Raw genomic sequence first — 26,709 nt, forward strand, 5'->3', positions numbered from 1 at the left:
GTGGTTCGGAAGACCACGGCCGGCTAAAGCCACCTCTTCCTCCCACCGCCTCGACAACAGACTTGCGTCCGCCGCCTGCCCGTTACCGAAACCGGCAACGAGCGCCCGGATCAGCCTTTTTCGACCTGTCCGAATTCGAGATCGACAGGCACAGCGCGCCCGAAGATCGAAACTTCCACCTTGAGCCGCGCCCGCTCCTCGTCCACTTCCTGGACGAAACCGTTGAACGAGGCGAAAGGCCCGTCCGAGACGCGAATGGCTTCGCCGATCTCGAAGGTAACCGACGGCTTCGGCCGCTCGACGCCTTCCTGAACCTGGTTCAGGATGCGCTGAGCTTCAGCTTCCGTAATCGGCACCGGCTTCGAGTCACCGAGAAAACCCGTGACCTTCGGCGTATTCTTCACGAGCGAGAACACGGCATCCGTGAGATGCGCCTTGAGCAGCACATAGCCCGGAAAGAACTTGCGCTCGGCATCGACCTTGCGGCCGCGACGCACTTCCACGACCTTTTCGGTCGGCACGACGATCTGCTCGATCTGGTCGCTCAGGCCCTTCTGCTTGGCCTTGTTGACAATATCCTCGGCGACCTTCTTCTCGAAATTCGAGTAAGCGTGGACGATGTACCACCGCGCAGTCATCTCAAAACTTCTCCGTATTCGCCGGTATTCAGCGGCCGATGCCGAGGATCAACTCGACACCGAGAGCCATTAACTGATCGGCAGCGAAGAAAAAGATCATCGCAATCACCGCGAACACGAGAACCATGATCGTCGAGATCACCGTTTCGCGACGCGACGGCCAAGTCACCTTTGCCGTCTCCGACCTTACCTGCTGCAGGAAGGTGAAAGGATTGGTGGTTTTTGACGCCATTTGCCGCTCTGCTTTCGAAGACCCGGAAAGACCCGAGCCTCTTGGATGTTCCCGTTGGCCGGGAGCTGCCTTTGCCTGGTACCGAAATCCGTCGCGAATCAGCGCCGATATTCCGCCCATGCATTTCGGGCGCGTAAAGCCGATCGTTCAGCTCCACGCGCCGCGTGTCCGTTGTGTCTACATAAAACCGATTCCCGACACATGCAAGTGCCTAAAATCCGTCTTACCTGCCAAACGCCCTTTGCCGGAACCATCCAATCGTCCCGTCAACGGCTATGTCGACAATTCGCGACCGTAAGGTCTGCGTTGCTGGCAGGGGCAGCAGGGCTCGAACCTGCGACCTGCGGTTTTGGAGACCGCCGCTCTACCAACTGAGCTATACCCCTATCGCGGCTGCTTCATTTCACAAAGATGCCTGCGTTTCAAGAGCCGAGAATGGTTTTCGAACGTCTCAATTCGCGGAAGGTGGTTGATAAGGCCCACCGGGAACGCCCCAGCCCCATTTCGGCATAGGCTCGTTGAGCTCGGGCGATGCGCCATCCTGCGAATTTAATTTGGCCAGCCGCGTGCCCCATTCGAGATAGGCGACCAGTGCCGAGCGGAACTCGGGATCGTCGGGCAATCCAACCTCGTCCGCCGAATCGAGAATCAGCGCGATCCATCGCCGGCGCTGCTCTTCCGTCAGATGGCGGCCAAGGTGATGCTTTATCATCGCCGCGTGACCACCGAGCTTCTCGCTATAGACGGACGGCCCGCCAAACACCTCGCCGATGAAGGCTGCGACGTGGGCGGGATGATCGCCCGACATATGCCGAAAGACAGGCTCCAGAAGCGGGTCGGCCAGAACCTTACCGTAGAAGGTGTCGGTCAGACGATTGAGCACTTCGGCTCCGCCTGCCCATTCGTAAAGCGTCGGCACGTCCTTCGTCATCGCAATCTCCTCGCTCGCGGAAGCAGCATATGGGAATGACGATGGCGCTTTAAAAGAGAAAGGGCGGCCGAAGCCGCCCTTTCCTGACAAACGGATGTTTGCGGTATTATTCGACGATGGTGACGACGACGCCGGCACCGACGGTGCGGCCGCCTTCACGGATGGCGAAGCGCAGCTTCTCTTCCATCGCGATCGGCACGATCAGTTCGACATCGACCGTCACATTGTCGCCCGGCATCACCATTTCGGTGCCTTCGGCCAACTGCACGATGCCCGTCACGTCCGTCGTGCGGAAATAGAACTGCGGACGGTAGTTGGTGAAGAACGGCGTATGACGGCCACCCTCTTCCTTGGTCAGGATGTAGGCTTCAGCCTTGAACTTCTTGTGCGGCTTGACCGAACCCGGCTTGGCCAGAACCTGGCCGCGCTCCACACCTTCACGGTCGACGCCACGCAGCAGCGCGCCGATGTTGTCGCCGGCCTGACCCTGGTCGAGCAGCTTGCGGAACATCTCGACGCCCGTGCAGGTCGTCTTCGACGTCGCGCGAATGCCGACGATCTCGAGTTCTTCGCCAACCTTGACGATGCCGCGCTCGACGCGGCCGGTCACGACCGTGCCACGGCCCGAGATCGAGAACACGTCTTCGATCGGCATCAGGAACGGCTGGTCGATCGGACGCTCAGGCGTCGGGATGTAGGCGTCAACCGCTGCCATCAGCTCACGGATCGCGTCTTCACCGATCTTCTTGTCCGAATCTTCCAGAGCAGCCAGAGCCGAACCCTTGACGATCGGAATGTCGTCGCCCGGGAATTCGTTCTTCGACAGAAGCTCGCGAACTTCCAGCTCGACCAGTTCGAGCAACTCGGCGTCATCGACCTGGTCGACCTTGTTCAGGAACACCACGATCGAAGGCACGCCGACCTGACGGGCGAGCAGGATGTGCTCGCGGGTCTGCGGCATCGGGCCGTCAGCTGCCGAAACAACCAGGATCGCGCCGTCCATCTGGGCAGCACCGGTGATCATGTTCTTCACATAGTCGGCGTGGCCGGGGCAGTCGACGTGAGCATAGTGACGGTTCGGCGTCTCGTACTCAACGTGCGCCGTCGAGATCGTGATGCCGCGCGCCTTCTCCTCGGGAGCAGCGTCGATCTGGTCATACGCCTTGTATTCGCCAAAATACTTCGTGATCGCAGCCGTCAATGACGTCTTGCCATGGTCAACGTGACCAATCGTGCCAATGTTCACATGCGGCTTGTTGCGCTCAAATTTACTCTTAGCCATTGATATTTTCCTTGGCGGCTGTGCTTCGGTTTGGGTTCGAATTCGGGGCGATTAGCGACAAAGGCCAAAAAACACAAGAGTCTTTTGACCTTTCGATGCCGACCCAGAGCATCGGACCGAAAAGTGGAAGCCGGTTTTCGGAATATTCCGATGCTCATTCAAAGTGCTGGATCGTCCTTTGTGCGTCCGAATGGACGCACGGCGATCTAGTCGGGACGGCCGCTCCGATTTCAGTGTTGAAGCCGATATAGGTATGCCCCGCCACAATTCAAAGGGGCACCACACGAGGGCGTACGCTACACTCACGCCGTCGCCTGACCTGCTCGATCAGGCCGCTGAAAAGCGGCCTCTAGAACCTAGCGACCGTGATAGTCCGGCCGCAGCACTGCAGGCATCGGCTGGCCACTCGGCACCGGGCTTGGCCGGATGTCAGGTCTGCCGCCCCCCGGATTGGGTCTCGGTGGACGCGACCCGACATCGGGCCGCCCGCCGCTCCCGCCACCGACGATCGTTGGACGCCCGCCACCCACCATAGGCGGGCGCGGCCTGCCGGGATTGCCGTAGTGTGGACGATGCCTGCGATGATCGCGACGATAATAGCCGCCGTCCTCGTAGATCACACCACCGCCATAGTACCCGCCGCCGCCATAATAGCCGCCGCCGTCATACGGGCCTCTGTCGTAATAGCCATCGTCATAATAGGCCCCGGTCTCGACACAGCCGCTCAGGGCCAGGCCGGAAATGCCGATCGCGGCGGCAACGAACAAAGTCTTCGCAGACATGGCAGCATCTCCTGCGTTTCTATCTCCAGGAGATATGGGGCGCAGATTACACGTGGCAAGATAGGAACGTCACGGCAAGGCAAGGCCAACCAGCGGGCGGCGGAAACGCGTGCTGGCGTGGGAAGCTCGCCGGGGTAAGAGCCCCCGCCCCTGCCCGGCGAGCCTTCACATCCCTGATCAGTATGAGACACGATCAGGGCCGGCTATTGCCGGCAAGCAATACCATGCAGGACTGATGCCAGGATTTTCTTCCCGAAATGGCACAGCCGATGACAGGCTGGCGCGCCAGAGCGGCGGCGCTAGAGCCGGCACGGCCGGAAATTCGGCTCGAAATCGCCAGAGGCGAATTCATGCAGATTATTCGTTGGTCGCAGGTCTTGGGTGGGTCATTCTGGAGCGGGTAGCGGGAATCGAACCCGCGTATTCAGCTTGGAAGGCTGCTGCTCTACCATTGAGCTATACCCGCGTCTTATATTCAAGGCTTCCGGGCCGGCAGTGGTGGAGAGGGTTGGATTCGAACCAACGTAGACTAAGTCAACGGATTTACAGTCCGTCCCCTTTAACCACTCGGGCACCTCTCCAAACTGCTGCCAGGAGCCTTGCAACGAGGCATTCTGCGGATTGTCAGCCAGGTAACTTCCCTGCCCGCCAACCTGCGAAGCGCCTTATGGCGGCAAGGCAAAACACTGTCAACCGCACTGTCCGAGATTTCAGAACGAAATTCGCAATGCCCTCACGCCGCCGCCATATCCAAAAGGAAAACGCACCGTTATAGAACGCTTATGACCGACGATAAAAAATCAAAAACACCGAAAGACACCCATTACGCCAATCTCAGGCGCGCCTATCGCGACCAGAAGAGTGGCGGCCAACCGACTTTCCGGCCCAAACCGAACGTCCCACCGGGCGAAGCAGCACCTGACGGCGCCTTGCGGCTCTACGGGCTGCATACGGTGCGTGCCGCGATCGACAATCCGCGCCGCAAGATCAGCCACATGCTGGTGACGCGCAATGCTCTGGAACGGCTGGAGATCGCGGATGCCAACGCCTTGCCCTTTCCTGTGGAAATCGTCGAGCCGCGCGATATCGACAAGATCACTGGAAGCGACGCCGTCCATCAGGGCGTGCTGATCGAGACCGCACCACTGAAGCCCAAGGCGCTCAACGCGCTGGGCGACACGCCGCTGGTGCTGGTGCTCGACCAGGTCACCGACCCGCACAATGTCGGCGCGATCATCCGCTCGGCCGTGGCCTTTGGCGCCGGCGCGCTGATCACGACACAGCGCCACAGCCCGCACGAATCGGGCGTGCTGGCAAAGTCTGCCTCCGGCGCGCTGGAACACATCGACATGATCGAAGTGAAAAATCTCGCCGACGCCTTGGGCCAGTTGCACGAAGCCGGCTTCCAGACCATCGGCCTCGATTCGGAAGGACCGGCGGAACTGGAAAAATCCTTTGACGCGCAAAAAATCGCGCTTGTCCTAGGAGCCGAAGGCAAGGGCCTGCGCCAGAAGACGCGCGAAACGGTCACGACGCTTGCCCGCCTCGACATGCCGGGCGCCATCCGCTCGCTCAACGTGTCGAACGCAGCGGCGGTGAGCCTTTATGCGGCGCGGAAGTTTTTGAAGGGCTGATTGCGCTCTTAGGTGCTCGACGTTGCGTACTCTTCCTGCCGGCTCTGGTTCCATTTGCCAATTCGTGAAATATTTTTTTATTCTGCCTCCAGAAATTCGTTACGTGGAGCGAACCGATGGAAACAGCCGAAAAGCGCCAGCGCGGGCGTCCGCGCTCCTTCAATGCGCCCGCCGACAGCGGACCGGTGCAGGCACTCGACCGGGCGCTGCGCATTCTCGCCCTCGTTGCAGAGGGTAACGGCCTGTCGCTGAGCGAAGTCGCGGCAAGTTCCGGCCTCGCGCCTTCGACGGCCTATCGCATGCTGACCACGCTCGAAAGCCACGGCATGGTCGAGTTCGAGAAGACCGAGCAGCTCTGGTCGATCGGCGTCGAGACCTACCGCATGGGTTCGGCCTTTCTGCGCCGGCGCAAGCTGGTGGATCGCGCCCGCGTCGTCATGCAGGATCTCATGGAAAGAACCGGCGAGACGGCGAATCTCGGCGTCGCCGAGGATGATTGCGTGGTGTTCGTCAGCCAGGTCGAGACGCATCAGGCGATCCGTGCCTTCTTCCGGCCGGGTACGCGCAGCTCGTTTCACGCCTCGGGCATCGGCAAGGCGATCCTGGCGCATCTGGCGCCGGAACGGGTGGCAGTGATCATCCGCAAGGCCGGGCTCGAGGCCTATACGCCGAAAACGCTGGCCAATGCCCCTGCCCTTACGCGCGACCTAGATGAAATCAGGACCCGCGGCTGGTCTGTCGACGACGAGGAACGCCATCCCGGCATGCGCTGCATTGCAGCGGCGATCTTCAACGAGTTCGGCGAACCGGTCGGCGGTGTGTCGGTGTCCGGGCCGACTGTTCGTGTCACGCCCGAGCGGCTGGCGCAGATCGGACCACTCGTTCAGGAAGCGGCCCTGGAGATCACGAAGATGATCGGTGGGGAAAACCCGGCGGCAAACAAACGGGACTGACCGGTCAGCCCATACCCGTCACATGCCGCAGGTAAAATGCCAGCACCACGAAGGCCACCGCAGCCGTCAGTCCGGTCCAGTCTACGCTGGCTCCCTTGAGATGCCTGACCAGCGTCACCAGCAGGAACCAGATCAAAAGTGCCACCAGGGCAATGACGACAAAACGGATCATCCCTCACCTCCAGAAAGACCCATACAGCAACAGGAATATGGGAAGCTTTGGGGGTGGATTGAAGGCCGGCGCCACACTGGACCGGAATCATCCAGCTCCCCGAAAAGCCGCTCGTTAAATTTTACTTAAATCTTAACGACTAACAGACTCGCTGAAAGCGAGGTTTCATGCGGCGCGCCCTGTTCATCGTAGCGCTCCTGATGCTTGGGAGTTGTGCAACCGCGCCGACGCGCATCAACGACGTCTGTGCGGTGTTCGACCAGCGGGATGGCTGGTTCAACAGCTGGCATGGTGCGGCCAAAAGCACCGAACGCGAATTCGGCGTTCCCGTCCCCATCCTGATGGCGACCGTCTACACGGAGTCCGGCTTCAACGCGCGGGCCAAACCGCCGCGCACCAAATTGCTCGGCTTCATCCCATGGAAACGCGCCTCGACCGCCTTTGGCTATTCGCAAGCGCTGGACGGCACCTGGACCCGCTACCAGTCCGAAACAGGGCGCTGGTATGCGCGCAGAAACGACTTCGCCGACGCCATCCATTTCATCGGCTGGTATCATGCCAAGAGCAACAAGGTGAACGGCATCGCGCTGAACGACACCTACAATCTCTATCTCGCCTATTATCTCGGCCACGCCGGTTATTCGAAAGGCCTTGGACGCACCAACGCCCAAGCCCAGCAGGCCGCGCGCCGCGCCGCCAACATGGCTATGAAATATGCAGCCCAGATGCAGGCTTGCGGACGTTAAGCTGATCGTGAATTCAGGCTGGTGCCCCCGGACGGACTCGAACCGCCGACCCCCTGATTACAAATCAGGTGCTCTACCAACTGAGCTACAAGGGCACGCGCGCTCCGGTTATCACATTTGTTGCGTCAGTAAAGTCAAAACTCTCCTGACCGGTTCCGGCCAGCAGTTTCCAGTATGATGCCTCTGCGGCAAAACAGGAACGAACGTGTCATACTGGCGTTCAGGCTGCCAAGGGCGAATGCCCCGGCAGGCAAGGAGGGACGCAAATGGATCTTTCCCATCCCGACAAGCTGCTCTGGCCCGAAGCCGGGGTGACCAAGCAAGGGCTACTCGACCACTACGGGGCGGTTTGGTCGCGCATGGAACGGTTCGTCGTCAATCGTCCTCTCGCCTTGGTGCGCGCACCCGATGGCGTCGCTGGCAAGCAGCGCTTTTTCCAGAAACACGCCTCGCCGGGCATGCATGAAGCCATAGCGAAAATGGCCGATCCGGAAGACGGCGAGGAACTTCTTTACATCAAGGATTTCAACGGTGTGGCAGCACTCGTTCAACTTGGTGTCGTGGAAATCCATATCTGGGGATGCATGATCGACGCGATCGATATGCCCGACCAGATCGTATTCGACCTCGATCCTGACGAAGGGCTGGACATCAATGACGTTCAAGCCGCAACGCTCGACGTCAGACGCCGCCTCGATGAACTCGGCCTGCCCAATGTCGTCAAGACCTCAGGCGGCAAGGGTTTTCATGTCATCGTGCCGCTGAAGCCGAAAGCTGACTGGAAGACGGTAAAAACCTTCGCCCATGACTTTGCTGAGGCGATGGAACAGAGCGCCCCCGACAAATACACAGCGACATTGTCCAAGAAAGCGCGCACGGGCCGCATCTTCATCGACTATCTGCGCAATGCCCGCGGCTCCACAACCGTGGCGCCCTATTCAAGCCGGGTAAAACCGAACGCAACCGTTTCCGTGCCTGTAACCTGGCCGGCTGTCGAAAACGGGGTTGGTCCGGCCGATTTTTCGATTGGCGGAAAAGCGCTGGAGAAAGCCTTGAAAGCCGCCGACCCCTGGACTGACTTCGACAAGCTTCGCAAGGCGCTCCGCGGTTAAGGCTCAGACACTTCCTCACGCAATACGCCATGTCCCGCCTTTGCAGCGGCAAAGCGGCATGCTACCTCGGCACGGCCATCGAGCCGAGGACAAGACACTGGCACCAGCACACAAAGCCCGCGAGACCTTTGCGTTCATATCTTCGGACGCGCCCGACGCCGAAAAGGCGGCGGCACGCCTGTCCCAGCGCTACGGCAACACGCCCCTCGCCGACGCGGATGTGATCGTCGCGCTCGGAGGCGATGGCTTCCTGCTGCAGACGCTGCGCGAGACGATGAGCACCGGCAAGCAGGTCTATGGCATGAACCGGGGCACAATCGGCTTCCTGATGAACGAGTACAGGGAAGATGCCCTGCCCGAGCGCCTGGCTGCCGCCGTCTCCGAAACCATCCGCCCGCTGGAGATGCAGGCCATCACCTCCGAGGGAGAAATGATCTCGGCGCTGGCGATCAATGAAGTCGCGCTGTGGCGTCAATCCTACCAGACGGCCAAGATCCGCATTACGATCGACGATCATGTACGCCTGGAAGAGTTGAGCTGCGACGGCGTGATGATCGCGACGCCCGCAGGCTCCACCGCATACAACCTGTCGGCCCACGGCCCTATCCTGCCGCTGGACGCGCCGCTGCTTGCCCTGACGCCGGTGAGCCCGTTTCGCCCGCGCCGCTGGCGCGGTGCGCTTCTGTCCAACAAATCGGTGGTGCGGCTCGACATCATGGAGGCCGGAAAAAGGCCGGTGAACGCCGCCGCCGACCATACCGAGGTCAAGGCGGTGACGTCGGTTACGATCCAGGAGTCGCGAAACGCGACGGCAACATTGCTGTTCGACCCGAACCATTCCTGGAACGAAAGAATTCTTGCCGAACAATTCCGCTACTGACGCCATTGCGGAAAATCGCCTGGACCATTAAGTAAAGGCAGTCAACAAACTGGCATTCGTGCCTGTTTGTGTTGACAAATCGTGTCACTAACCGTAACGCGATGACATATTGTGCAAGCGCGAGGCGTTTGCCGCGTCCCTTGGGGGCGCGCCCTTCAAGCAGCCAAAGACAGCCAAGACACTTGTCCTCAGACATCCAGACCGCTCAAGAAGCGTTGACATTCGCAGACCTCGGCCTTTCGCCGAAGGTTCTTTCAGCCGTTACCGACGCCGGCTACACAGTGCCGACGCCGATCCAGGCGGGCGCGATCCCGCACGCCTTGCAAGGCAAGGACATTCTCGGCATCGCCCAGACGGGCACCGGCAAGACGGCATCCTTCGTGCTGCCGATGCTGACACGCCTTGAAAAGGGCCGTGCCCGGGCGCGCATGCCGCGCACGCTGATCCTCGAACCGACGCGCGAACTCGCAGCCCAGGTCGAAGAGAATTTCGTCAGGTACGGCAAAAATCACAAACTGAACATCGCCTTGCTGATCGGCGGTGTCTCGTTTGACGAACAGGAAAAGAAGCTCGAGCGTGGTGCTGATGTTCTAATTGCCACGCCCGGCCGCCTGCTCGACCATCGCGAGCGCGGCAAGCTGCTTTTGAATGGTGTCGAAATCCTCGTCATCGACGAGGCCGATCGCATGCTCGACATGGGTTTCATTCCTGACATCGAGCGCATCTGCGAAATGATCCCCTTCACGCGTCAGACGCTGTTTTTCTCGGCCACCATGCCGCCCGAAATCACCAAGCTGACCGAGCAGTTCCTGCATTCACCTGTTCGCGTCGAAGTCGCCAAGGCAGCGTCCACGGCAATCAACATCACGCAGCGGCTAGTCAAGTCCGGCAAGAAGCCGTGGGACAAGCGCGAAGTTCTCCGCAACCTGATCAAGGCTGAGGAAGAAGGGCTGAAGAACGCCATCATCTTCTGCAACCGCAAGATTGAAGTCTCGGAGCTTTTCCGCTCGCTCATAAAATATGATTTTGACGCCGGCGCCTTGCATGGCGACATGGATCAGCGTGCGCGCATGCAGATGCTGGCCAATTTCCGCGAAGGCAAGCTCAAGCTTCTCGTCGCCTCCGATGTCGCAGCACGCGGCCTCGACATTCCGGATGTCAGCCACGTCTTCAATTTCGACGTTCCGATCCATGCTGAGGACTATGTCCACCGCATCGGCCGCACCGGCCGCGCCGGGCGTTCGGGAAAATCCTTCACCATCGCCACCAGATCCGACACAAAATACATCGACGCTATCGAGCGCCTGATCGGCCAGCCGATCGAGTGGCATGACGGCGATCTTTCGACCGTCGTGGAAAGCGAAGGCGAAGAAGCGCCGCGTCGCGGCAGAGCCAGTCAGCAGCGTGGCCGTGGCCGCAAGGACGAAGGTGAGCGCAAGCCTCGCGGCGAGCGCCACGCCAAGGCCCCGGCTGAAAAGCCGGCGAATGACCCGCAGCCGGAAGTCGAGGCCCCAGTCGTTGTCGCTGACAATGACGATCGCCACAGCCGCAAGGAAACAATCAAGTCGGAGAATGCCGATCGCAAGGTCCGCGGCGACCATGCCGAGCGCCCTCGCCGTGATGATCGCAATGACAGGCCGCGGCGCGACGACCGCAATGCCCGCCAGCGCAATGAAGACAATGACGGCACCATAGGCTTCGGCGACGACATGCCGGCCTTCATGAAGATTGCCGTAAAGATCTGATCGCTTCGCTGCCGTCAGGCAGCGTGATCCCTCTCAATGAAAAAGCCCGCCGCAATTTTGCGGCGGGCTTTTTCATTTTTACGCGGGTTGCGTTCGCCTACCTGGTGAGCGGCGAAAGCTGGATTTCGACGCGGCGGTTCTGCGCACGGCCGTCAGCCGTATCGTTGGACGCGATCGGGCGCGTCTTGCCGAAACCGGTAACAGCGAAGCGGCGCGAATCGACACCCTGCGCGTTGAGATAGTTCGCGACTGACAGCGCGCGGCGCTGCGACAGGTCGAAATTGTGCTGGTCGCCGCCAGTCGAATCGGTATGGCCAAAGACATCCACCAGCGTCTGGTTGTACTTCTTGAGCACCAGCGCCACGGAATTCAGTGTCTGATAGAAGCCAGGCTTGATGTCGGACTGATCGATGCCGAAGGTGATATCGGACGGCATGTTGAGGATGATCTGATCGCCGGCGCGGGTGACGCTGACGCCAGTGCCCTGAAGCTGAGCGCGCAGTTCCGATTCGTTGCGGTCCATAGTCGCGCCGACGGCGCCACCGGCCAGAGCACCGACGCCTGCGCCGATCAGCACGGCATTGCGCTGCGCATTCTTGCTGCCGCCGACGGCAAGGCCGGCCAGAGCGCCGAGGCCTGCACCAAGTGCCGCGCCGCCTGCCGTGTTCGAAACCTTCTGCTCACCCGTATAGGGGTCGGTCGTGCACGCACCGAGAAATGCCGTAGCCGCGAGCACGGCGATAATCTTTTTCGTCATTCAGGTCGTCCCTCTCCAAACTTCGTCCCGCGCACCCGCGCATCAGCCCTTCAGCGTCGTTGTAACATGAAATACGGCAAAAAACGGAGCGGCAAAATGGCTTTTACCGCTTTGTTGCAGTCTGTTTGGACAGACTATTGGAAGAACCAATCACCAGAGGTTCTTGCCGTCGATGACCACGACCTCGACCGCGCCGAGATCGAAATCGTCGAACAGGCGCGCATTGACGCTTATCTTCGGATTGTCGAAATCCGGCGAGCCCGTACTCCAGTCCGGCGTTTCGGTGAATGTGCCGCAGCCACAGGTGGCGCAGAACCCGTGCTTTACCGTCTTGGAGCCCCATTGATAAACGGCAACATTCTCGGGCGGCGTCTTCAGTTTGAACTGCGACGGCAGATAGTAGGCCCACAACGACCCGCGCTTGGAGCAGAAGGAACAGGTACAGCTTGTCAGCGTGTCAGGTGCTTCGCTGACTTCGAACACGGTCGCCTTGCAGTGACAACTGCCGATAATCGTCATGACTGATCCCTTCTCCAGCGCCAATCCCCCGACCCTAGACAAGCCATCCTGACATCATTCCGTCAGGATGCGGAATCCTGAAATGAACGGACCCTGCCAATAAGGCAAGGTCCGGAAACGCGACGTTACTCGGTGATCGTATACTCACCAAGTTCACAAAGATCCGCTTTGTCGGTCGTCGTGTCGAGGTCGGACTCCTCGGTAAATTCGAATCGCATATCGTATTCGCAGACACTTCTTCCATCAGCGATGGTGATGCTGATGCTTTCGCCGGGGCTCAGGACATCGCTGCCAAAGACATCCTCTTCCCACTCCCCGACGCCCACGGGCGAGGTGTAGAATTCCGACAGCACAGAATTCGTGCCGTTCTTGAGGGTAAAGACAAGGTCCTCGGCCTGCGCAGAAAATGTCGAAACAAGACAAAGGGTTGCGGCGGCAGCCACAACCGTATGAATTCTGAAAAACATGATTTACTCCCCGCCCGAAATTGGACGGTGTTGAGTACCAAATATCCCGCCAAAGAGGAATTACCTCTTTCTCTAAATTAGCGCCTGCTGTCGGCTCCGTGAGCCTTCAATCCAAGTTTCGGCAATGGCTCCCGAACGGTTCCGTCAATAGGACCGTGACGGCACGAACAGGCAGATCGTCTTCGAATCGTTCGCGCCGGCCACCGAGCACCAGTGGAACTCACCATCAGGCGAGTTTTTGACGCGTGCGTCGTGATAGGTCACCACCTCGCCGGTGTTGTTGATGACATAGCCTTCCGGGCGCTCGCTGATGGCCTTGTCGGACACCTCACGGCAATCGTAGCCGGAGCAGCAGGCGAAGGGATAGCTCCAGCCGGATTTGGCGTCGTGCGCAGAAGCGGGGTTTGCGACGGTGACGACAAACAACAGCGCTGCTAGCCCGGCGCCGTGTCGAAGCATGCGCAAAAGGCCGTGGCGCGATCGGTTAAGTGGTATCGCATGAGAGAGTTGAGTGAACATTGGCATGGCAAAAGTCCTGCTGAACGAGTGACCAAGCTTGCACTTGCCCCGCCCCTGGAACGTTTCTTCCCATGCCGCCGGATCATAAGTCGCAGATATGCCCGTCCGGCGATAAATGCTTTTAGTCCCACCAGCCCGTGAGCATGGTGGGGTGATTCCTACGCCGGCGCAAGAAACCGCTGGGTAATGCCGAAGCCCAGGCACCGACATCTGCGCAATAATGTTGCGCTCACATGGTTAACGAGAGGTTAAGGCTTCTGGTTCCGGAACCACTCGACGATGCTCGGCATCTTGCTCTCGAAATCGCCGGGTATGAAAACGTTGAGCAGTCCGGCGCGGGCGGCGGTCCGGTTCTCGAAGTCGTGCGTTATCCCCGCAGGCACCATCACGAACGATCCTGCCGGAGAGTCATACCAAGTCTCGCCGATCAGGATGCTGGGCTGTCCCTGGATGACGAAGAACAACTCGTCGTTCTCCGCATGAGAATGCGCGCCCGGCCCTTTCGACTGCGGTTCCAGCCACCACTCGGATACCGAATATCGGTCGCCAACTTCCGAACGATCGACCTTGAACACCGCACTCATCACGCCGCAATCATAGCCGCGCCCCTGGCCGAGACCGAGAATGACCGGTTTCCGCTGGATGATGTCTGACATGCCGACCTCCTGCTTGGTGGAAGATCGACGATAACGCGCCAGCGCGGTTTTTGTTTGAAGGTTTGTTACCTCAGGCATCAGACCGGAAAAGTGGAATCCGGTTTTCGGAATATTCCGATGCTCTTCGAGATATCTCGAAAACAGCGAAGGCCTGTCCGGCCTACGCTGTTGTCCTATCAATCGATGTCGGCCACCGGCTGGCCAGCGCCGCCCTCGATGCGATGCGAGAGCGAGGCTTCCATGAACTCGTCAAGATCGCCGTCGAGAACGTCGGACGGGCTGGTGCTTTCCATGCCCGTGCGAAGATCCTTGACCAGCTGATACGGCTGCAGGACGTAGGAGCGGATCTGGTGGCCCCAGCCGATTTCGGTCTTGGAGGCTTCGGTCGCGTTGGCGGCGGCCTCACGCTTCTTCAGTTCCTCTTCGTAAAGCCGCGAGCGCAGCATTTCCCAGGCTTTCGCCCTGTTCTGGTGCTGCGAGCGGCCGGCCTGGCAGGCAACCGCGATGCCGGTCGCGATATGCGTGATGCGCACCGCCGAGTCTGTCGTGTTGACGTGCTGGCCACCGGCGCCCGACGAACGATAGGTGTCGATGCGCACGTCAGATTCGTTGACGTCGATCTGTATGTTGTCGTCGATCACCGGATAGACCCAGATCGACGAAAACGAGGTGTGGCGGCGCGCATTGCTGTCGTATGGCGAAATGCGCACAAGGCGGTGCACGCCCGATTCCGTCTTCAGCCAGCCATAGGCGTTATGGCCCTTGATCAGGATCGTCGCCGACTTGATGCCGGCTTCTTCGCCGTCGTGGACTTCCAGCACCTCGACCTTGAAACGACGGCGCTCGGCCCAGCGCGTATACATGCGCAGAAGCATGTTCGCCCAGTCCTGGCTTTCGGTGCCGCCGGCGCCGGCATGCACTTCCAGATAGGTGTCGTTGCTGTCGGCTTCGCCGGAAAGCATCGTTTCGATCTGGCGCGCCTTGGTCTCGCCGGCAAGCGAGCGGATTGCGGTTTCGGCTTCCGACACGACGTCGGCGTCGCCTTCTTCCTCACCGAGTTCGATCAGGCCGATATTGTCCTCGAGCGAGCGGGACAGGCTGGTGATTGAGTTGATTCCGTCTTCCAGGCTTTGACGTTCGCGCATCAGCTTCTGCGCTTCCTGGGGGTCGTTCCAGAGGGTCGCATCCTCCGAACGCATGTTCAGGTATTCAAGCCGCTTTAGAGCCTGATCCCAGTCAAAGATGCCTCCTCAGCAGGCTTATGGCCTGCTTGATTTCGTCGACGAGTTTTTCCGTTTCTGCACGCATGGCAGGCTTATTTCCTTTTGAAGTCTTGGCCGTTCCGGATTGGCGCGGAACATAGGCAGGCGACCTGCGCCTGTAAAGCGAATAGGGCCGGCAAAAGACCGGCCCTTCGCAAATATCCCAGATCAGTAGAGGCCGCCGCCGCCCTGTGTGATGGCCTGGCTGGCGCGCGGCGAAAGGGCAGCCCCGCTGCCATTGCCGCCGTCCTCGCCCATACCGATAATCCAGTAGCTGTCGGCAGGACCGGTTCCCGGCTTGAACGCCTCGACGATCGTGCCGCCATCGCCCTTCGACGCTCTCATGCCGGTCTTGCGGTTGATGGCGATGAGCTTCATGCCTTCCGGCACCTTGAAGTCGACGATCGGCATGCCCTTCATGGCATCACCCATGAATTCCTTGAAGATCGGCGCGGCAAGACCACCACCGGTCGAGCCCTTGCCGAGGCCCTGCGGCTTGTCGAAGCCCATATAGAGGCCCATGACGAGGTTCGGCGTGTACCCGACGAACCAGGCGTCCTTTTCATCATTGGTCGTGCCGGTCTTGCCGGCGATCGGGCGGCCGAGTTCGGCCAGCGTCATGGCGGTACCGCGAATGACCACGCCTTCCATCATGGAAGTGATCTGATATGCGGTCATCGGATCGAGCACCTGCTCGGAATTGTCCGTCAGTTCAGGCTCGGGCTGATCCGACCATTCGGTCGCCACGCAGGCTTCGCAGCCGCGATCGTCATGCTTGAAGACGGTCTTGCCGTAGCGGTCCTGAATGCGATCGATCAGCGACGGCTTGATCTGGCGTCCGCCATTGGCCATCACCGAATAGGCCGAAACCATGCGCATGACGGTGGTTTCACCGGAACCGAGCGCCATCGGCAGATAAGGCGCCAGATGATCGTAAAGACCGAAGCGCTCGGCATATTCCGCCACCAGCTTCATGCCCATGTCGTTGGCCAGGCGAACCGTCATCAGGTTGCGCGAGCGCTCGATGCCCGAGCGCAGCGTCGCCGGCCCCGCCGACTTGCCGTCATAGTTCTTTGGCGTCCATGTGGTGTTTCCGACCTTGATGGTGATCGGGCCGTCCATGATCACGGAGGCAGGCGTGTAGCCGTTGTCGAGCGCCGCCGCATAGACGAACGGCTTGAACGACGAGCCGGGCTGGCGCATCGCCTGCGTGGCGCGATTGAACTCCGATTCCGAATAGGAGAAGCCGCCGACCATCGCCAGGACACGGCCCGTATGCGGGTCCATCGCGACAAGACCGCCCGAAACCTCCGGCGGCTGGCGAAGCATATAGGCTCCTTCCGCGCCCTGCTTCGGCTCAACGAAAATCACATCGCCGGGCTTCAGCACGTCGGCAGGCGAGTTCGCCTTAACGCGCTGCCCGTTGACGAGATGGCGCATGGCGAAGCTCATATCGTCCTTGGCAACCGTGCCCTGCTCGCGCTCCTTGACGATATCGCCAGAGGCCTGTCGCTTGGGCTGCAATCCGACGGTCAGGCCGGAAGCGGAACTATCGAGCACGACGGCCAGCTGCCATTCGGGCACGTCGTCGAGGCCCTTGACCTCGCTGAGAGCCTTGCCCCAGTCCCCGTCGATGGAGATGTTCTTGACGGGTCCACGGTAGCCGCGCAGCGTGTCGTATTTCAGAAGCCCGTGCTGCATCGCCTTGCGGGCAAGGCGCTGCAGCTTCGGATCAAGCGTGGTGCGAACCGAAAGGCCGCCCTCATAGAGAGCATTCTCGCCGTAGCGCGAAATGATTTCGCGGCGCACTTCCTCGGTGAAATACTCGCCGGCAAAAACGTAGTTGCCATTGCGGCGCGGCGTAACACCCAGCGGCTCGGCCTTGGCCTTGGTGCCTTCTTCGCGCGAGACGTAACCGTTGTCGACCATCTGGTCGATCACCCAGTTGCGGCGCTCGATCGCTCGGTCGGTGTAGCGGAACGGATGATAGTTGGACGGCCCCTTGGGCAGCGCGGCGAGATAGGCGGCTTCGGCCACCGTCAGTTCATTGACCGACTTGTTGAAATAGGTCAGTGCCGCACCGGCGACGCCATAGGCGCCGAGGCCGAAGAAGATCTCGTTGACGTAGAGCTCGAGAATACGATCCTTCGAGTATGCCTGCTCGATGCGGAAGGCCAAGATCATCTCGCGGATCTTGCGATCGTAGGTCTGGTTGGAGGTCAGCAGGAAGTTCTTCGCCACCTGCTGCGTGATCGTCGAAGCGCCAACCGGCCGGCGACCCGAGCCCATATTGCGCAGATTGGTGATGACCGCGCGGCCGAGGCCGGTCAGGTCGACGCCGGGATGGTTGTAGAAATTCTTGTCTTCGGCCGACAGGAACGCGGCCTTCACGCGGTCCGGCACAGCCTGGATCGGCAGATACAGCCGGCGCTCGCGCGCGAACTCGCCCATCAATGCACCGTCCGAAGCGTGGATGCGGGTGGTCACCGGCGGTTCGTATTTCGCCAGAACCTCGTAATCCGGCAAATCCTTGGTGATATGGCCAAGATAGACCGCCACGCCTGCCGCCATGAGGAGCGCAAACGCTGTGCCGATGCCGAAAAAATAGCCGATGAGACGAATCATGCCCGCTCCAGTCCGTGGGTCGGGAGTTCCTCTGCCAAAAGAGCGCCCCTCGCAAGACGCTCGAGAAACCCCGATCCTTTGCGGCCAAGCAATGTCGCGCCGATGTGGGCAAAATGCGGCAGCTTGGCCAAGCCCTTCGGATTACGCATCATTTAACCGCAAACTGTTGTGCTTACGCAACGCCAAAAAAACAGAACGACCGGCGCAATCACTTCGCGCGTCAGCCGCCCGCCGCCGTTTTCGCAGCTGCGAATGACGCAACCGCATTGGAGATGCTTTCCGCCGCTTTGCCACGCCAATCGGGATTACGCAACTGTTCCTCGTCCTTCGGGTTCGAAAGATAGCCCAGTTCCACCAGCACCGACGGCACATCAGGCGCCTTCAAAACCCGGAAACCGGCAAACCGGTGAGGATTGTTGATGAGGCCGACCGAGTTCGCCAGTTCGCCGACCAGTGACTTGGCGAACTTCATCGAGAAGCCATGCGTCTCGCGTTTGATGAGCTCGATCAGGATATCGGCGACTTCCTGATTCTCGTCCTTGATCTCGATGCCCGCAAGCTGGTCGGACAGGTTTTCGCGATCGGCAAGCGCCTGCGACTCGGCGTCGGAAGCCTTGTCCGACACCGTATAGACGGTCGCCCCGCGAATGCCCTTCAAGCGTATCGTGTCGGCGTGGATCGAGATGAAGATGTCTGCCTCGTGCTGGCGCGCGATCCGCACCCGCTCGTCCAGCCGCAGGAACTCGTCCTTGTCGCGGGTCATATAGATATCGTATTTGCCGCTTTCGGCGAGCTTGGCGCGCAGTTCCAGCGCAAAGGCCAGTGTGATCGACTTTTCCTGCGTGCCGCTCACACCCTCGGCGCCGCTGTCGATTCCGCCATGTCCGGGATCGATCACGACAGTAAATTTCTTGGCGGTCCGGGCAGCCGCCTGGCCGATACGGTCGGCCTTGGCCGTCGTCTCCGTCGAACCTGTCGTCTGCGACTGGATGGCAAGCGCTTCTTCGAACTGGCGATCGGAGGCTGCAGTGATATCAGCGACCAGCCTGTAGCCGGCCGAATCCTCGTTTTGCAGCACGTCGAGCTTTTCGACGGTGAATGGCCCTTTCGCCGTGAGGATCAGGCGAGATGTGCCCTCCTCCAGCTTTCCGAAGCGGACATTCTGTATCAGCCCACGCGCCTTCAACTCTTTTGAGTCGAGCTTGAACTTGGTTTCAGGCAGATCGATCACCAGGCGATGCGGCCCCCGCAGCAAAAACCACTTGGGCTCGGGCTCCTGGTCGAAATTCATGACGATGCGCATATGCACGGCGTCGCCGGCCATCTTGTAGTCATGCGCCTCGAGCGGCGCCGCAGAAACGGGAGAGGACAGGAATACAAACAGGCCCAAAACGAGAAAAAGGAACGAACTTCCGATGCGGACGACGTTCCGTCTCATCCCGGCAAGGCCCATTTCCGCCACCCTATGCACTCTTCCAAGATCACCGTTCAGACATCCGGCGCAGACGCGATAAGCCCGCGCGCTGATTAACGATTGGTATCGGCATAAGGTTAACCAAGCCTTTTTGATATTGTCTTTGTGCTGTCCCCGTAAGTTCTCAACGGCTTTTTGCCGGCATCTGAATCGGGGTTGCTTTGAACCCCGCCAAATCATAAAAGCGGTACTGGACCATCGCAATGCCTGGAACCGTTACTGCGCAGCTTCCATATTCGGTCAAGCGACGAAACAACGGCTCAAATCGCGGCGGCGATTAGAGGGCGTTAGGTGGTCGCGACGGATTTCTTCAGGGTGCTTCCGCTGACTTGGAACCCTTGAGGTGAGGAAAACGGCCGGAAAGACATTCCGTGCCGGCTCATAGGAGCAAAACAGCTGGTCCGGATTTTCCGGGCTTTGGTTCAAAAGGTTCCGCAAGGCTACGATGGCTTCAAGCGCAATCATGGCAAGTTCCGCATCTTACCGCGCCATTCCGGCTGCGGGCGGCTTGTCTATGGCGCTTCGGCAGCGGCCAGCGGACGTTAAAATGCCCGGCATGCGCTTTTCACCGCATGGTCTGCAGCGGATCTCGCTGCGGCTGACACGGTTGGCGGCTGCCGGCAGGAAACAAGATAATGCCCAACAAGATGCTTATAGACGCCTCCCACCCGGAGGAAACAAGGGTTGTCGTAGTACGCGGTAGCCGCATTGAAGAATTTGACTTTGAATCCCAGGACAAGAAGCAGCTCAAAGGAAACATCTATCTCGCCCGCGTAACGCGCGTCGAACCTTCCCTTCAGGCGGCCTTTGTCGAATACGGCGGAAACCGGCACGGTTTCCTCGCCTTCAGCGAAATTCACCCCGACTACTACCAGATCCCGGTTGCGGACCGTCAGGCGCTGTTGCGTGCCGAGGCGGAAGACGCCGAGGATGAGGACGACGAAGACGGCGAAGACCGCTCCGACCGCAATCGCGGCCGCAACAAGCGTCGGCGCGGCGGCAAGAACCGTCCTCGCAGCGGTGACGAACAGCGCGCCGGTTCCGAATCGGGTGACGAAGGTGCAGCCTCGGACGCCGAGAGCGATTCCGATGAGCATGCGGTCTTTGTCGAAGCCTTTGAAAGCGACGAGAGCGAAACCGCCGTTTCCGAGCAAGATGCTTCGCCGGAAATAGCCCACAGCGGCGATGAAGGCAGTGCAGAAGAGTCCGACGACGAAACCCCTTCGAATGACAAGGGACCGTCGATGGCAGCAGCCATTGATGGAGATGTCGTCTCCGAACCGGTCGACGAAGCAATTGCTTCCACGAATTCCGATGGCGATGAGGCTCCTTCCGAGAACGTCCGCGGACGCGTCGAGGAAGTCTCCGGTTCGCATGACGACGACCATGGCGTCGAATCGGTCGGTGCGGAGGACGCGCTTGAAGAAGTGCGCAATCGCCGCAAGCCGATGCGCAAGCACTACAAGATCCAGGAAGTCATCAAGCGCCGGCAGATCCTGCTGGTGCAGGTGGTCAAGGAAGAGCGCGGCAACAAGGGCGCGGCTCTGACGACCTATCTGTCGCTCGCCGGTCGCTATTCCGTGTTGATGCCCAACACGGCGCGCGGCGGCGGCATTTCGCGCAAGATCACCAATGCGCAGGACCGCAAGCGCCTCAAGGAAGTCGTCCAGGACCTCGAAGTGCCGCAGGGCATGGGCGTTATCCTGCGTACGGCCGGCGAGAGCCGCACCAAGGCCGAGATCAAGCGCGACTACGAATATCTGATGCGGATGTGGGAAACCGTCCGCAACACGACGCTCCAATCGACCGCGCCCGCCCTCGTCTACGAGGAAGGCAGCCTGATCAAGCGTTCGGTGCGCGATCTCTACAACAAGGATATCGACGAGGTTCTCGTCGCCGGCGAGGATGGCTACCGCGAGGCCAAGGACTTCATGCGCATGCTGATGCCCAGCCATGCCAAGGTCGTCCAGCCTTATCGCGACACCACGCCGATCTTTGCCCGCAACGGCATCGAAGCCCAGCTCGACCGCATGGTGCAGCCGCAGGTGACGCTGAAGTCCGGCGGCTACATCATCATCAACCAGACCGAGGCGCTGGTCGCCATCGACGTCAACTCCGGGCGCTCCACCAAGGAACATTCGATCGAGGACACGGCGCTTCAGACCAACCTTGAAGCCGCCGAGGAAGTCGCCCGCCAGCTTCGCCTGCGCGACCTGGCCGGCCTGATCGTCATCGACTTCATCGACATGGAGGAGAACCGCAACAACCGTGCGGTTGAAAAGCGCCTCAAGGACCATCTGAAGAACGACCGTGCCCGCATCCAGGTCGGACGCATCTCGCATTTCGGCCTGATGGAGATGTCGCGCCAGCGCATCCGCGCCAGCGTGCTCGAATCGACGATGAAGCCCTGCCCGCATTGCGGCGGAACCGGACATGTCCGCTCCGATTCGTCGGTGGCATTGCTGGTCGTGCGCGCGATCGAGGAATTCCTGCTCAAGGACTCGCGCCACCACATCACCGTGCGCACCCCGGTGGCGACTGCCTTCTATGTGCTGAACCACAAGCGCAGCACGCTGGTGGAACTCGAGCATAAGTTCGGCGTCACCATCACGCTCGAGCCCGACGACACCGTCGGCGCGCAGCATCATGTGATCACGCGCGGCGCGGTTGCCGAGAAGCCGCTCGTCTCGCCGAATGCGATCCCTGCCCCGACCTATATCGAGCCGGAAGAGATCGAAGACGAAATCGTCGAAGAGGAAGAAGTCGAGGAAATCGCAGTTACCGAGGCACAGCCTGCTCGCACCGAGCGGGCCGAGGACGGCGACCAGCGCGACCGCAAGCGCCGCAAGCGCCGGCGTCGGCGTGGCGGCAAGGATCGCGACCGCGAACATGCGGCCCCGGCAGAAGGAGCAACCGTGTCCGACACGTCGGTTCAGGCTGACGCTGGTGACGACGACGAAAGCGAAGACGCCGATGCGGCAGCAACCGCTGCCAGCGAAGCCGAAGAGGCCGATCGCAAGAAGCGCCGGCGCGGCAAGCGCGGCGGCAGGCGCAATCGCGAGAAGGATGGCGAGGGCGAACAGTCTGCCGAATCCGGCGAGGCTTCCGAAGACGAGGCAGGCGTCGAAGTCGCGGCCATTGAAGTGGTAAGCGAAACCGTCGCGGTCGAGGCTGCTCCAGCCGACGAAGCTCCGGCCGAGGAAAAGCCGAAAAAGGCTCGTCGCACCGCAAAGCCAAAGAAGGCAAAGGCGGAAGAGGCTGCTGTCGAAGCGGTCGCCGAAGTGGTCGAGGAAGCTCCGGCCCCTACCGGGAAGAAGCCTGCCAAGCCGCGCGCGCCGCGCCGCAAGAAGGAGGCCGAGCCTGCGCCGGCGGCCGAAGCTGCCGAGCCGGTCGCGGAAGCTCCGGCACCGGCACCGGCACCAAAACCCGCTCCTGCAAAAGCGGCGGAGCCTGTGGTGGAATCCTCGCAGCCGGAAACCGACGACAAGCCCAAGAAGGGCGGCTGGTGGCAGCGCAAGAGCTTCTTCTAAGCCATCGCCAGATAGCTGAATAAAAAATCCCGCGTGACCGGAAGGTGACGCGGGATTTTTCTTGGCCGGAAAGCGCCAGATGATCAGGGTGCGAAGATCGACCAGTTCATGATTTTCGCCAGCTTTTCCAATGCGATGGAACCAAGCTTTGAATTGCCGTTCTCATTGAGCCCAGGCGACCACACCGCCATCGAAGCGACCCCCGGCACGATCCCCAATATGCCGCCGCCGACACCGCTCTTGCCGGGAATGCCGACGCGGAACGCAAAGTCGCCAGAGCCGTCATAATGGCCGCAGGTCAGCATCAGCGCCAGGATGCGGCGCGCACGCTCGGCCGACACGACCGAGTGCCCCGTCGCCGGGTTCAGCCCGCCATGCGAGAGAAAGCGGCCGGCCAATGCCAGTTGCCGGGCGCTCATGGCGATGGCGCAATGATGGAAATAGACGCCGAGCGCCATTTCCGGCTCGTGGCTTAGATTGCCGAAAGAGCGCATGTAGTTGGCCAGCGCAAAATTGCGAAAGCCCGTCGCCCGCTCGGACGCTGCCACATCCCGGTCGATGATAATGGTGTCGTCATCGGTCAGGAATTGGATGAAACGCAGGATTTCGCCAATCGCCTCGCGCGGCTGATGATCTGCCAGCAGCACGTCGGTCACCACGATCGCGCCGGCATTGATGAACGGGTTGCGCGGAATGCCGAGTTCCCGCTCGAGCTGGACGATCGAGTTAAACGGATTTCCCGACGGCTCGCGCCCGACCCGCCGCCACAGCGCGTCGCCGACCTTGCCCAGCGCCAGCGTCAGCGTGAAAATCTTGGAGATGCTCTGGATCGAAAAGGCTTCGTCAGCGTCCCCAGCGGTCACCACGCGCCCGTCCGTCAGCGCCACGGCAATGCCGAATCGCTTCGGATCGATCTTGCCGAGTTGCGGGATATAGGTCGCCACCTCGCCCCGGTCGCCGCGCTCGGCCATTTCGGCTGCGAGCGCAGGCAGCACCTCTTCCAGATCCGCCATGTTTGCCCCTCTATTTCAGCCAGCGCTCGATGCGCGCCACCGCCTCGACCATATCGTCATGGCTGCCGGCATAGGACAAGCGCATGAAGCGGTGGCCTGCAAGCGGATCGAAGTCGCGTCCGGGAGTGGCAGCCACATGCGCCTCGGCCAGCATGCGCCGCGCAAAATCCATGCTGTCATTGGTCAGCCGCGAAACATCGCAGAAGGCATAGAAAGCGCCATCCATGGGTGCCGCCAGCGCAAAGCCGATTTCCGGCAGCCGACGCATCAGGAGATCGCGATTCCAGGCATAGCGCGCCTTCACGGCCTCCAGTTCAGCCGTCGCTTTGAGCGCCTCGGTAGCCGCGATCTGCGAAAGTTCGGGCGCGGAGATGTAGAGGCTCTGCTGGATGCGCTCGATCGGCCGCACCAGTTTCTCGGGCAACACCATCCAGCCGATCCGCCAACCGGTCATGCAGTAGTATTTGGAGAATGAGTTGATGACGGTCACGTCGTTGCTGTGAACAAGCGCAGTCGTATCCGGCCCGGAATAGGCAAGCCGGTGATAGATTTCGTCGGAAATCACTGAAATGCCGAGGTTTTCCGCCATTGTCACAAATGCGGCAAGTTCGTCCGGCGGCACGACGGCTCCGGTCGGATTGGCCGGGCTGGCAAACAGCACGCCCTTGAGCGGCTTTTCGCGATGCGCGCTCTCCAGATGAGCCGCATTCAGGTAGGCCGCCCCCTCGAGTTCGATTTCGACCACATCGAGGCCGAGCGCCTTCATGATGTTGCGATAGGCCGGATAGCCGGGAGCGGCAATCGCCACGCGGTCGCCGGGATCGAACATCGCCAGGAAAGCCAGATTGAAAGCCGCCGACGAGCCGGTCGTAACGGCGATGCGCGCCGGCGGTACGTCGATACCGTAGTGTTCGCCATAATGCGCCGCGATTGCCTTGCGCAACGTCGCGGTGCCAAGCGCATCTGTGTAACCAATGCGCCCGTCCTGCAGCGCCCGCGCCGCCGCTTCGCGCACCAGCGTCGGCGCCGGATCGGATGGCTGGCCGACAGCCATGGAGATGACCGGCACGCCAAGCGCCTTCAGCCGATTGGCCTCGGCCAAAACGTCCATGGCGTGAAACGGCTCGACATCGCCGCGTCGGGAAAGCGAAACAACCATTCTTTCATCCACTTACGTCGCCGCTTTGAAAGCTGCGCCGCACAAATGCCCTATTGCTATGGGGATCACAAGTTCATCCATTTTGTGTCCGAGCTTTTCATCGAGCTTTCGCTCGTTTACCAGTAGGCATCATGATGCAGGCAAATATTCTTTCGGCATTCGCTTCGAAAACGGCGCGCTCGTTCCTTGCGGCTTCATTGGCCGTAGCCGTTTCGACGACAACGACAGTCACCGCATTCGCGCAGGCCAATCTTCCGATCGTGCGCGACGCCGAAATCGAAGCGCTGGTGCGCGATTATGCGCGGCCGATCTTCCGGGCTGCCGGCATTTCGAAGTCCGGCATCGACATCATCCTCATCAACGACAAGCGCTTCAACGCCTTTGTTGCCGGCCGCCGCATGTTCATCAACACCGGCGCGCTGATGCAATCGGAGACGCCTAACGAGATCATCGGCGTCATCGCGCATGAAGCCGGGCACATCGCCGGCGGCCACCAGGAGCGGCTGCGCGAACAGCTTGCCCGCGCCCAGACTATGGCAATCGTCGCCGGCCTCCTCGGCGCAGGCGCGATCGTGGCGGGTGCGGCGACCAAGTCGGGTGAGTTGGCCCAGGCCGGTGGCGGTATCGCCATGGGCGGCGGCGAGATGGCACGGCGCGGCCTGCTCAGCTACCAGCGCACCGAGGAAAACACCGCCGACCGCTCAGCGGTCACCTATCTCGAAGCGACCAACCAGTCGACCAAGGGCATGCTGACGACTTTCGAGCGTTTCCAGAGTGCGCTCTCGCTGTCCGGCGCGCGCGTCGATCCTTATCAGATCAGCCATCCGATGCCGCAGGACCGCATCGCAAACCTTGAAGAACTGGCGCGCAAAAGCCCCTATTTCGACAAGAAGGACTCGCCCACGCTGCAACTGCGCCACGACATGATGCGTGCCAAGATCGCAGCCTTCACCGACGGCCAGGGCGCGACCTCGCGCATGTTCCGCAAGGACCCGAAAGGCCTCGCCGCCCAGTATGGCGATACGCTGAACACGTTTCTCTATGGCAATCTTGGATCGGCCTCGTCCAAAGTCGAGTCGCTGATCAAGCAGCAGCCGAAGAATCCTTATTTCCAGGAACTGCGCGGCGACATCCTGATGAAATCCAATCAGCCTGCCAAGGCTGCCGAAGCCTATGCAAAAGCCGTTCAGCTCGACCCGGTGAAGTCCGGCATCCTGCCGATCTCCTATGGCCAGGCACTGATCGCGGTCGGCACGCCGGATTCGTTGAAAAAGGCGATTGTCCAGATTCGCAACGGCCTCGATCGCGACCGCGAGAACGCTGTCGGCTATCGCTATCTGGCGCAGGCCTATGGCCAGTTGGGCGAAATCCCCGAGGCGGAGCTTGCAACGGCGGAAGGCAATTTCTACGGCGGCAAGTATCAGGACGCCAAGATTTTCGCCGCCCGCGCGCAGACGAAATTCAAGCCCGGAACGCCGGGTTGGGTGCGAGCGCAGGACATCATAAACTTCCGCACTCCGAAAAAGTGAATGACCGCCGGTTGGGCTTTCTGCACCGGCATGCAACAATTTTTACACAACGCGCGGCTACTTTGCCTCTTCAGCGTCAAACTCCTGCTATG

At 60.5% G+C, this 26,709-nt stretch carries 23 protein-coding genes, 4 tRNA genes and 1 pseudogene; 8 read left to right on the forward strand and 20 right to left on the reverse strand.

Annotation, left to right across the window (positions count from 1 at the left end):
* Window positions 1-110: 110 nt before the first annotated feature.
* The 8 genes from nusG to WBQ96_RS15415 all read right to left on the reverse strand — a co-directional run bounded on the left by nusG (window position 111) and on the right by WBQ96_RS15415 (window position 4,446).
* Complete coding sequence (nusG, locus tag WBQ96_RS15380; RefSeq protein ID WP_091918812.1) at window positions 111-638, reverse strand: transcription termination/antitermination protein NusG; 528 nt, start codon at window positions 636-638, stop codon at window positions 111-113.
* Window positions 639-666: 28 nt separating this feature from the next.
* A complete protein-coding gene (secE, locus tag WBQ96_RS15385; protein WP_091918811.1) occupies window positions 667-870 on the reverse strand; it encodes a preprotein translocase subunit SecE in 204 nt (67 codons plus the stop codon).
* Window positions 871-1,180: 310 nt separating this feature from the next.
* Window positions 1,181-1,256: transfer RNA gene (locus tag WBQ96_RS15390), tRNA-Trp, on the reverse strand.
* Between the two features lie 65 nt (window positions 1,257-1,321).
* Window positions 1,322-1,801: a group II truncated hemoglobin gene (locus WBQ96_RS15395; protein WP_336551409.1), complete on the reverse strand. Its 480-nt coding sequence runs from the start codon at window positions 1,799-1,801 to the stop codon at window positions 1,322-1,324.
* Between the two features lie 106 nt (window positions 1,802-1,907).
* A complete protein-coding gene (gene tuf, locus WBQ96_RS15400; protein WP_165113639.1) occupies window positions 1,908-3,083 on the reverse strand; it encodes an elongation factor Tu in 1,176 nt (391 codons plus the stop codon).
* A gap of 356 nt (window positions 3,084-3,439) precedes the next feature.
* Window positions 3,440-3,865 (reverse strand): hypothetical protein, encoded by a 426-nt coding sequence (locus tag WBQ96_RS15405; protein WP_336551411.1) that lies wholly within the window; start codon window positions 3,863-3,865, stop codon window positions 3,440-3,442.
* Window positions 3,866-4,257: 392 nt separating this feature from the next.
* Window positions 4,258-4,331, reverse strand: a tRNA-Gly gene (locus tag WBQ96_RS15410).
* A gap of 30 nt (window positions 4,332-4,361) precedes the next feature.
* Window positions 4,362-4,446 (reverse strand) — tRNA-Tyr (locus WBQ96_RS15415).
* Window positions 4,447-4,647: 201 nt separating this feature from the next.
* Between WBQ96_RS15415 and rlmB the strand changes: the two genes are divergently transcribed.
* Window positions 4,648-5,499, forward strand: coding sequence for a 23S rRNA (guanosine(2251)-2'-O)-methyltransferase RlmB (gene rlmB, locus WBQ96_RS15420; RefSeq protein ID WP_336551412.1), 852 nt, complete (start codon window positions 4,648-4,650; stop codon window positions 5,497-5,499).
* A 116-nt stretch (window positions 5,500-5,615) separates the two neighbouring features.
* Complete coding sequence (gene bhcR / locus WBQ96_RS15425) at window positions 5,616-6,452, forward strand: HTH-type transcriptional regulator BhcR (RefSeq protein ID WP_336551414.1); 837 nt, start codon at window positions 5,616-5,618, stop codon at window positions 6,450-6,452.
* A gap of 4 nt (window positions 6,453-6,456) precedes the next feature.
* On the opposite strand, the gene WBQ96_RS15430 is transcribed toward bhcR, so the two are convergent.
* Window positions 6,457-6,624, reverse strand: a complete 168-nt coding sequence (locus WBQ96_RS15430; RefSeq protein WP_336551416.1) for a hypothetical protein — start codon at window positions 6,622-6,624, stop codon at window positions 6,457-6,459.
* A gap of 167 nt (window positions 6,625-6,791) precedes the next feature.
* On the opposite strand from WBQ96_RS15430, the gene WBQ96_RS15435 reads away from it, so the two are divergent.
* Window positions 6,792-7,370 carry a transglycosylase SLT domain-containing protein gene (locus WBQ96_RS15435; RefSeq protein WP_336551418.1) on the forward strand — a complete coding sequence of 193 codons (579 nt, stop codon included), beginning with the start codon at window positions 6,792-6,794 and terminating at the stop codon, window positions 7,368-7,370.
* 19 nt (window positions 7,371-7,389) lie between these two features.
* Here the strand turns inward: WBQ96_RS15435 and WBQ96_RS15440 are convergent.
* A tRNA-Thr gene (locus WBQ96_RS15440) sits at window positions 7,390-7,465 on the reverse strand.
* Window positions 7,466-7,630: 165 nt separating this feature from the next.
* Between WBQ96_RS15440 and ligD the strand changes: the two are divergent.
* The 3 genes and pseudogenes from ligD to WBQ96_RS15455 form a co-directional block, all read left to right on the forward strand.
* Window positions 7,631-8,482, forward strand: a pseudogene (ligD, locus tag WBQ96_RS15445) (non-homologous end-joining DNA ligase); the annotation flags it as partial.
* 58 nt (window positions 8,483-8,540) lie between these two features.
* A complete protein-coding gene (locus WBQ96_RS15450; protein ID WP_336551420.1) occupies window positions 8,541-9,362 on the forward strand; it encodes an NAD kinase in 822 nt (273 codons plus the stop codon).
* 182 nt (window positions 9,363-9,544) lie between these two features.
* A complete protein-coding gene (locus WBQ96_RS15455; RefSeq protein WP_336551422.1) occupies window positions 9,545-11,107 on the forward strand; it encodes a DEAD/DEAH box helicase in 1,563 nt (520 codons plus the stop codon).
* 97 nt (window positions 11,108-11,204) lie between these two features.
* On the opposite strand, the gene WBQ96_RS15460 is transcribed toward WBQ96_RS15455, so the two are convergent.
* From WBQ96_RS15460 to WBQ96_RS15495, 8 genes are all read right to left on the reverse strand, one after another.
* Window positions 11,205-11,864, reverse strand: a complete 660-nt coding sequence (locus WBQ96_RS15460) for an OmpA family protein (protein ID WP_336551424.1) — start codon at window positions 11,862-11,864, stop codon at window positions 11,205-11,207.
* Between the two features lie 150 nt (window positions 11,865-12,014).
* Window positions 12,015-12,383 (reverse strand): GFA family protein, encoded by a 369-nt coding sequence (locus WBQ96_RS15465; protein WP_165113619.1) that lies wholly within the window; start codon window positions 12,381-12,383, stop codon window positions 12,015-12,017.
* 125 nt (window positions 12,384-12,508) lie between these two features.
* Entirely contained in the window at window positions 12,509-12,850 is a 342-nt protein-coding gene (locus WBQ96_RS15470) for a hypothetical protein (protein WP_336551426.1), read from the reverse strand.
* A 144-nt stretch (window positions 12,851-12,994) separates the two neighbouring features.
* Complete coding sequence (locus WBQ96_RS15475; RefSeq protein ID WP_336551427.1) at window positions 12,995-13,309, reverse strand: hypothetical protein; 315 nt, start codon at window positions 13,307-13,309, stop codon at window positions 12,995-12,997.
* A 308-nt stretch (window positions 13,310-13,617) separates the two neighbouring features.
* Entirely contained in the window at window positions 13,618-14,025 is a 408-nt protein-coding gene (locus WBQ96_RS15480; protein ID WP_336551428.1) for a cupin domain-containing protein, read from the reverse strand.
* A gap of 176 nt (window positions 14,026-14,201) precedes the next feature.
* A protein-coding gene (gene prfB, locus WBQ96_RS15485; RefSeq protein WP_336551430.1) for a peptide chain release factor 2 occupies window positions 14,202-15,333 on the reverse strand; the annotation gives its coding sequence in 2 pieces (ribosomal slippage) (window positions 14,202-15,266 and window positions 15,268-15,333; 1,131 coding nt in all).
* A 122-nt stretch (window positions 15,334-15,455) separates the two neighbouring features.
* The gene (locus tag WBQ96_RS15490) at window positions 15,456-17,912 is read right to left on the reverse strand and encodes a penicillin-binding protein 1A (RefSeq protein ID WP_336551432.1); all 2,457 of its coding nucleotides are present in this window, start codon (window positions 17,910-17,912) and stop codon (window positions 15,456-15,458) included.
* A gap of 220 nt (window positions 17,913-18,132) precedes the next feature.
* Window positions 18,133-19,365 (reverse strand): N-acetylmuramoyl-L-alanine amidase, encoded by a 1,233-nt coding sequence (locus tag WBQ96_RS15495; protein WP_165113607.1) that lies wholly within the window; start codon window positions 19,363-19,365, stop codon window positions 18,133-18,135.
* A 656-nt stretch (window positions 19,366-20,021) separates the two neighbouring features.
* Between WBQ96_RS15495 and WBQ96_RS15500 the strand changes: the two genes are divergently transcribed.
* Entirely contained in the window at window positions 20,022-22,916 is a 2,895-nt protein-coding gene (locus WBQ96_RS15500) for an Rne/Rng family ribonuclease (protein WP_336551435.1), read from the forward strand.
* 83 nt (window positions 22,917-22,999) lie between these two features.
* Here WBQ96_RS15500 and WBQ96_RS15505 read toward each other — a convergent pair whose 3' ends face one another.
* Both WBQ96_RS15505 and WBQ96_RS15510 read right to left on the reverse strand, forming a co-directional pair.
* Window positions 23,000-23,929 carry a glutaminase gene (locus tag WBQ96_RS15505; RefSeq protein ID WP_336551437.1) on the reverse strand — a complete coding sequence of 310 codons (930 nt, stop codon included), beginning with the start codon at window positions 23,927-23,929 and terminating at the stop codon, window positions 23,000-23,002.
* Window positions 23,930-23,939: 10 nt separating this feature from the next.
* Window positions 23,940-25,088, reverse strand: a complete 1,149-nt coding sequence (locus WBQ96_RS15510) for a pyridoxal phosphate-dependent aminotransferase (protein WP_336551439.1) — start codon at window positions 25,086-25,088, stop codon at window positions 23,940-23,942.
* A 134-nt stretch (window positions 25,089-25,222) separates the two neighbouring features.
* Between WBQ96_RS15510 and WBQ96_RS15515 the strand changes: the two genes are divergently transcribed.
* Window positions 25,223-26,617 (forward strand): M48 family metalloprotease, encoded by a 1,395-nt coding sequence (locus WBQ96_RS15515; RefSeq protein WP_165114411.1) that lies wholly within the window; start codon window positions 25,223-25,225, stop codon window positions 26,615-26,617.
* Window positions 26,618-26,709 lie beyond the last annotated feature (92 nt).

Origin of the sequence: Mesorhizobium sp. CCNWLY176 (genome assembly GCF_037153935.1) — a bacterium.
GTDB classification, from domain to species: domain Bacteria; phylum Pseudomonadota; class Alphaproteobacteria; order Rhizobiales; family Rhizobiaceae; genus Mesorhizobium_M; species Mesorhizobium_M zhangyense.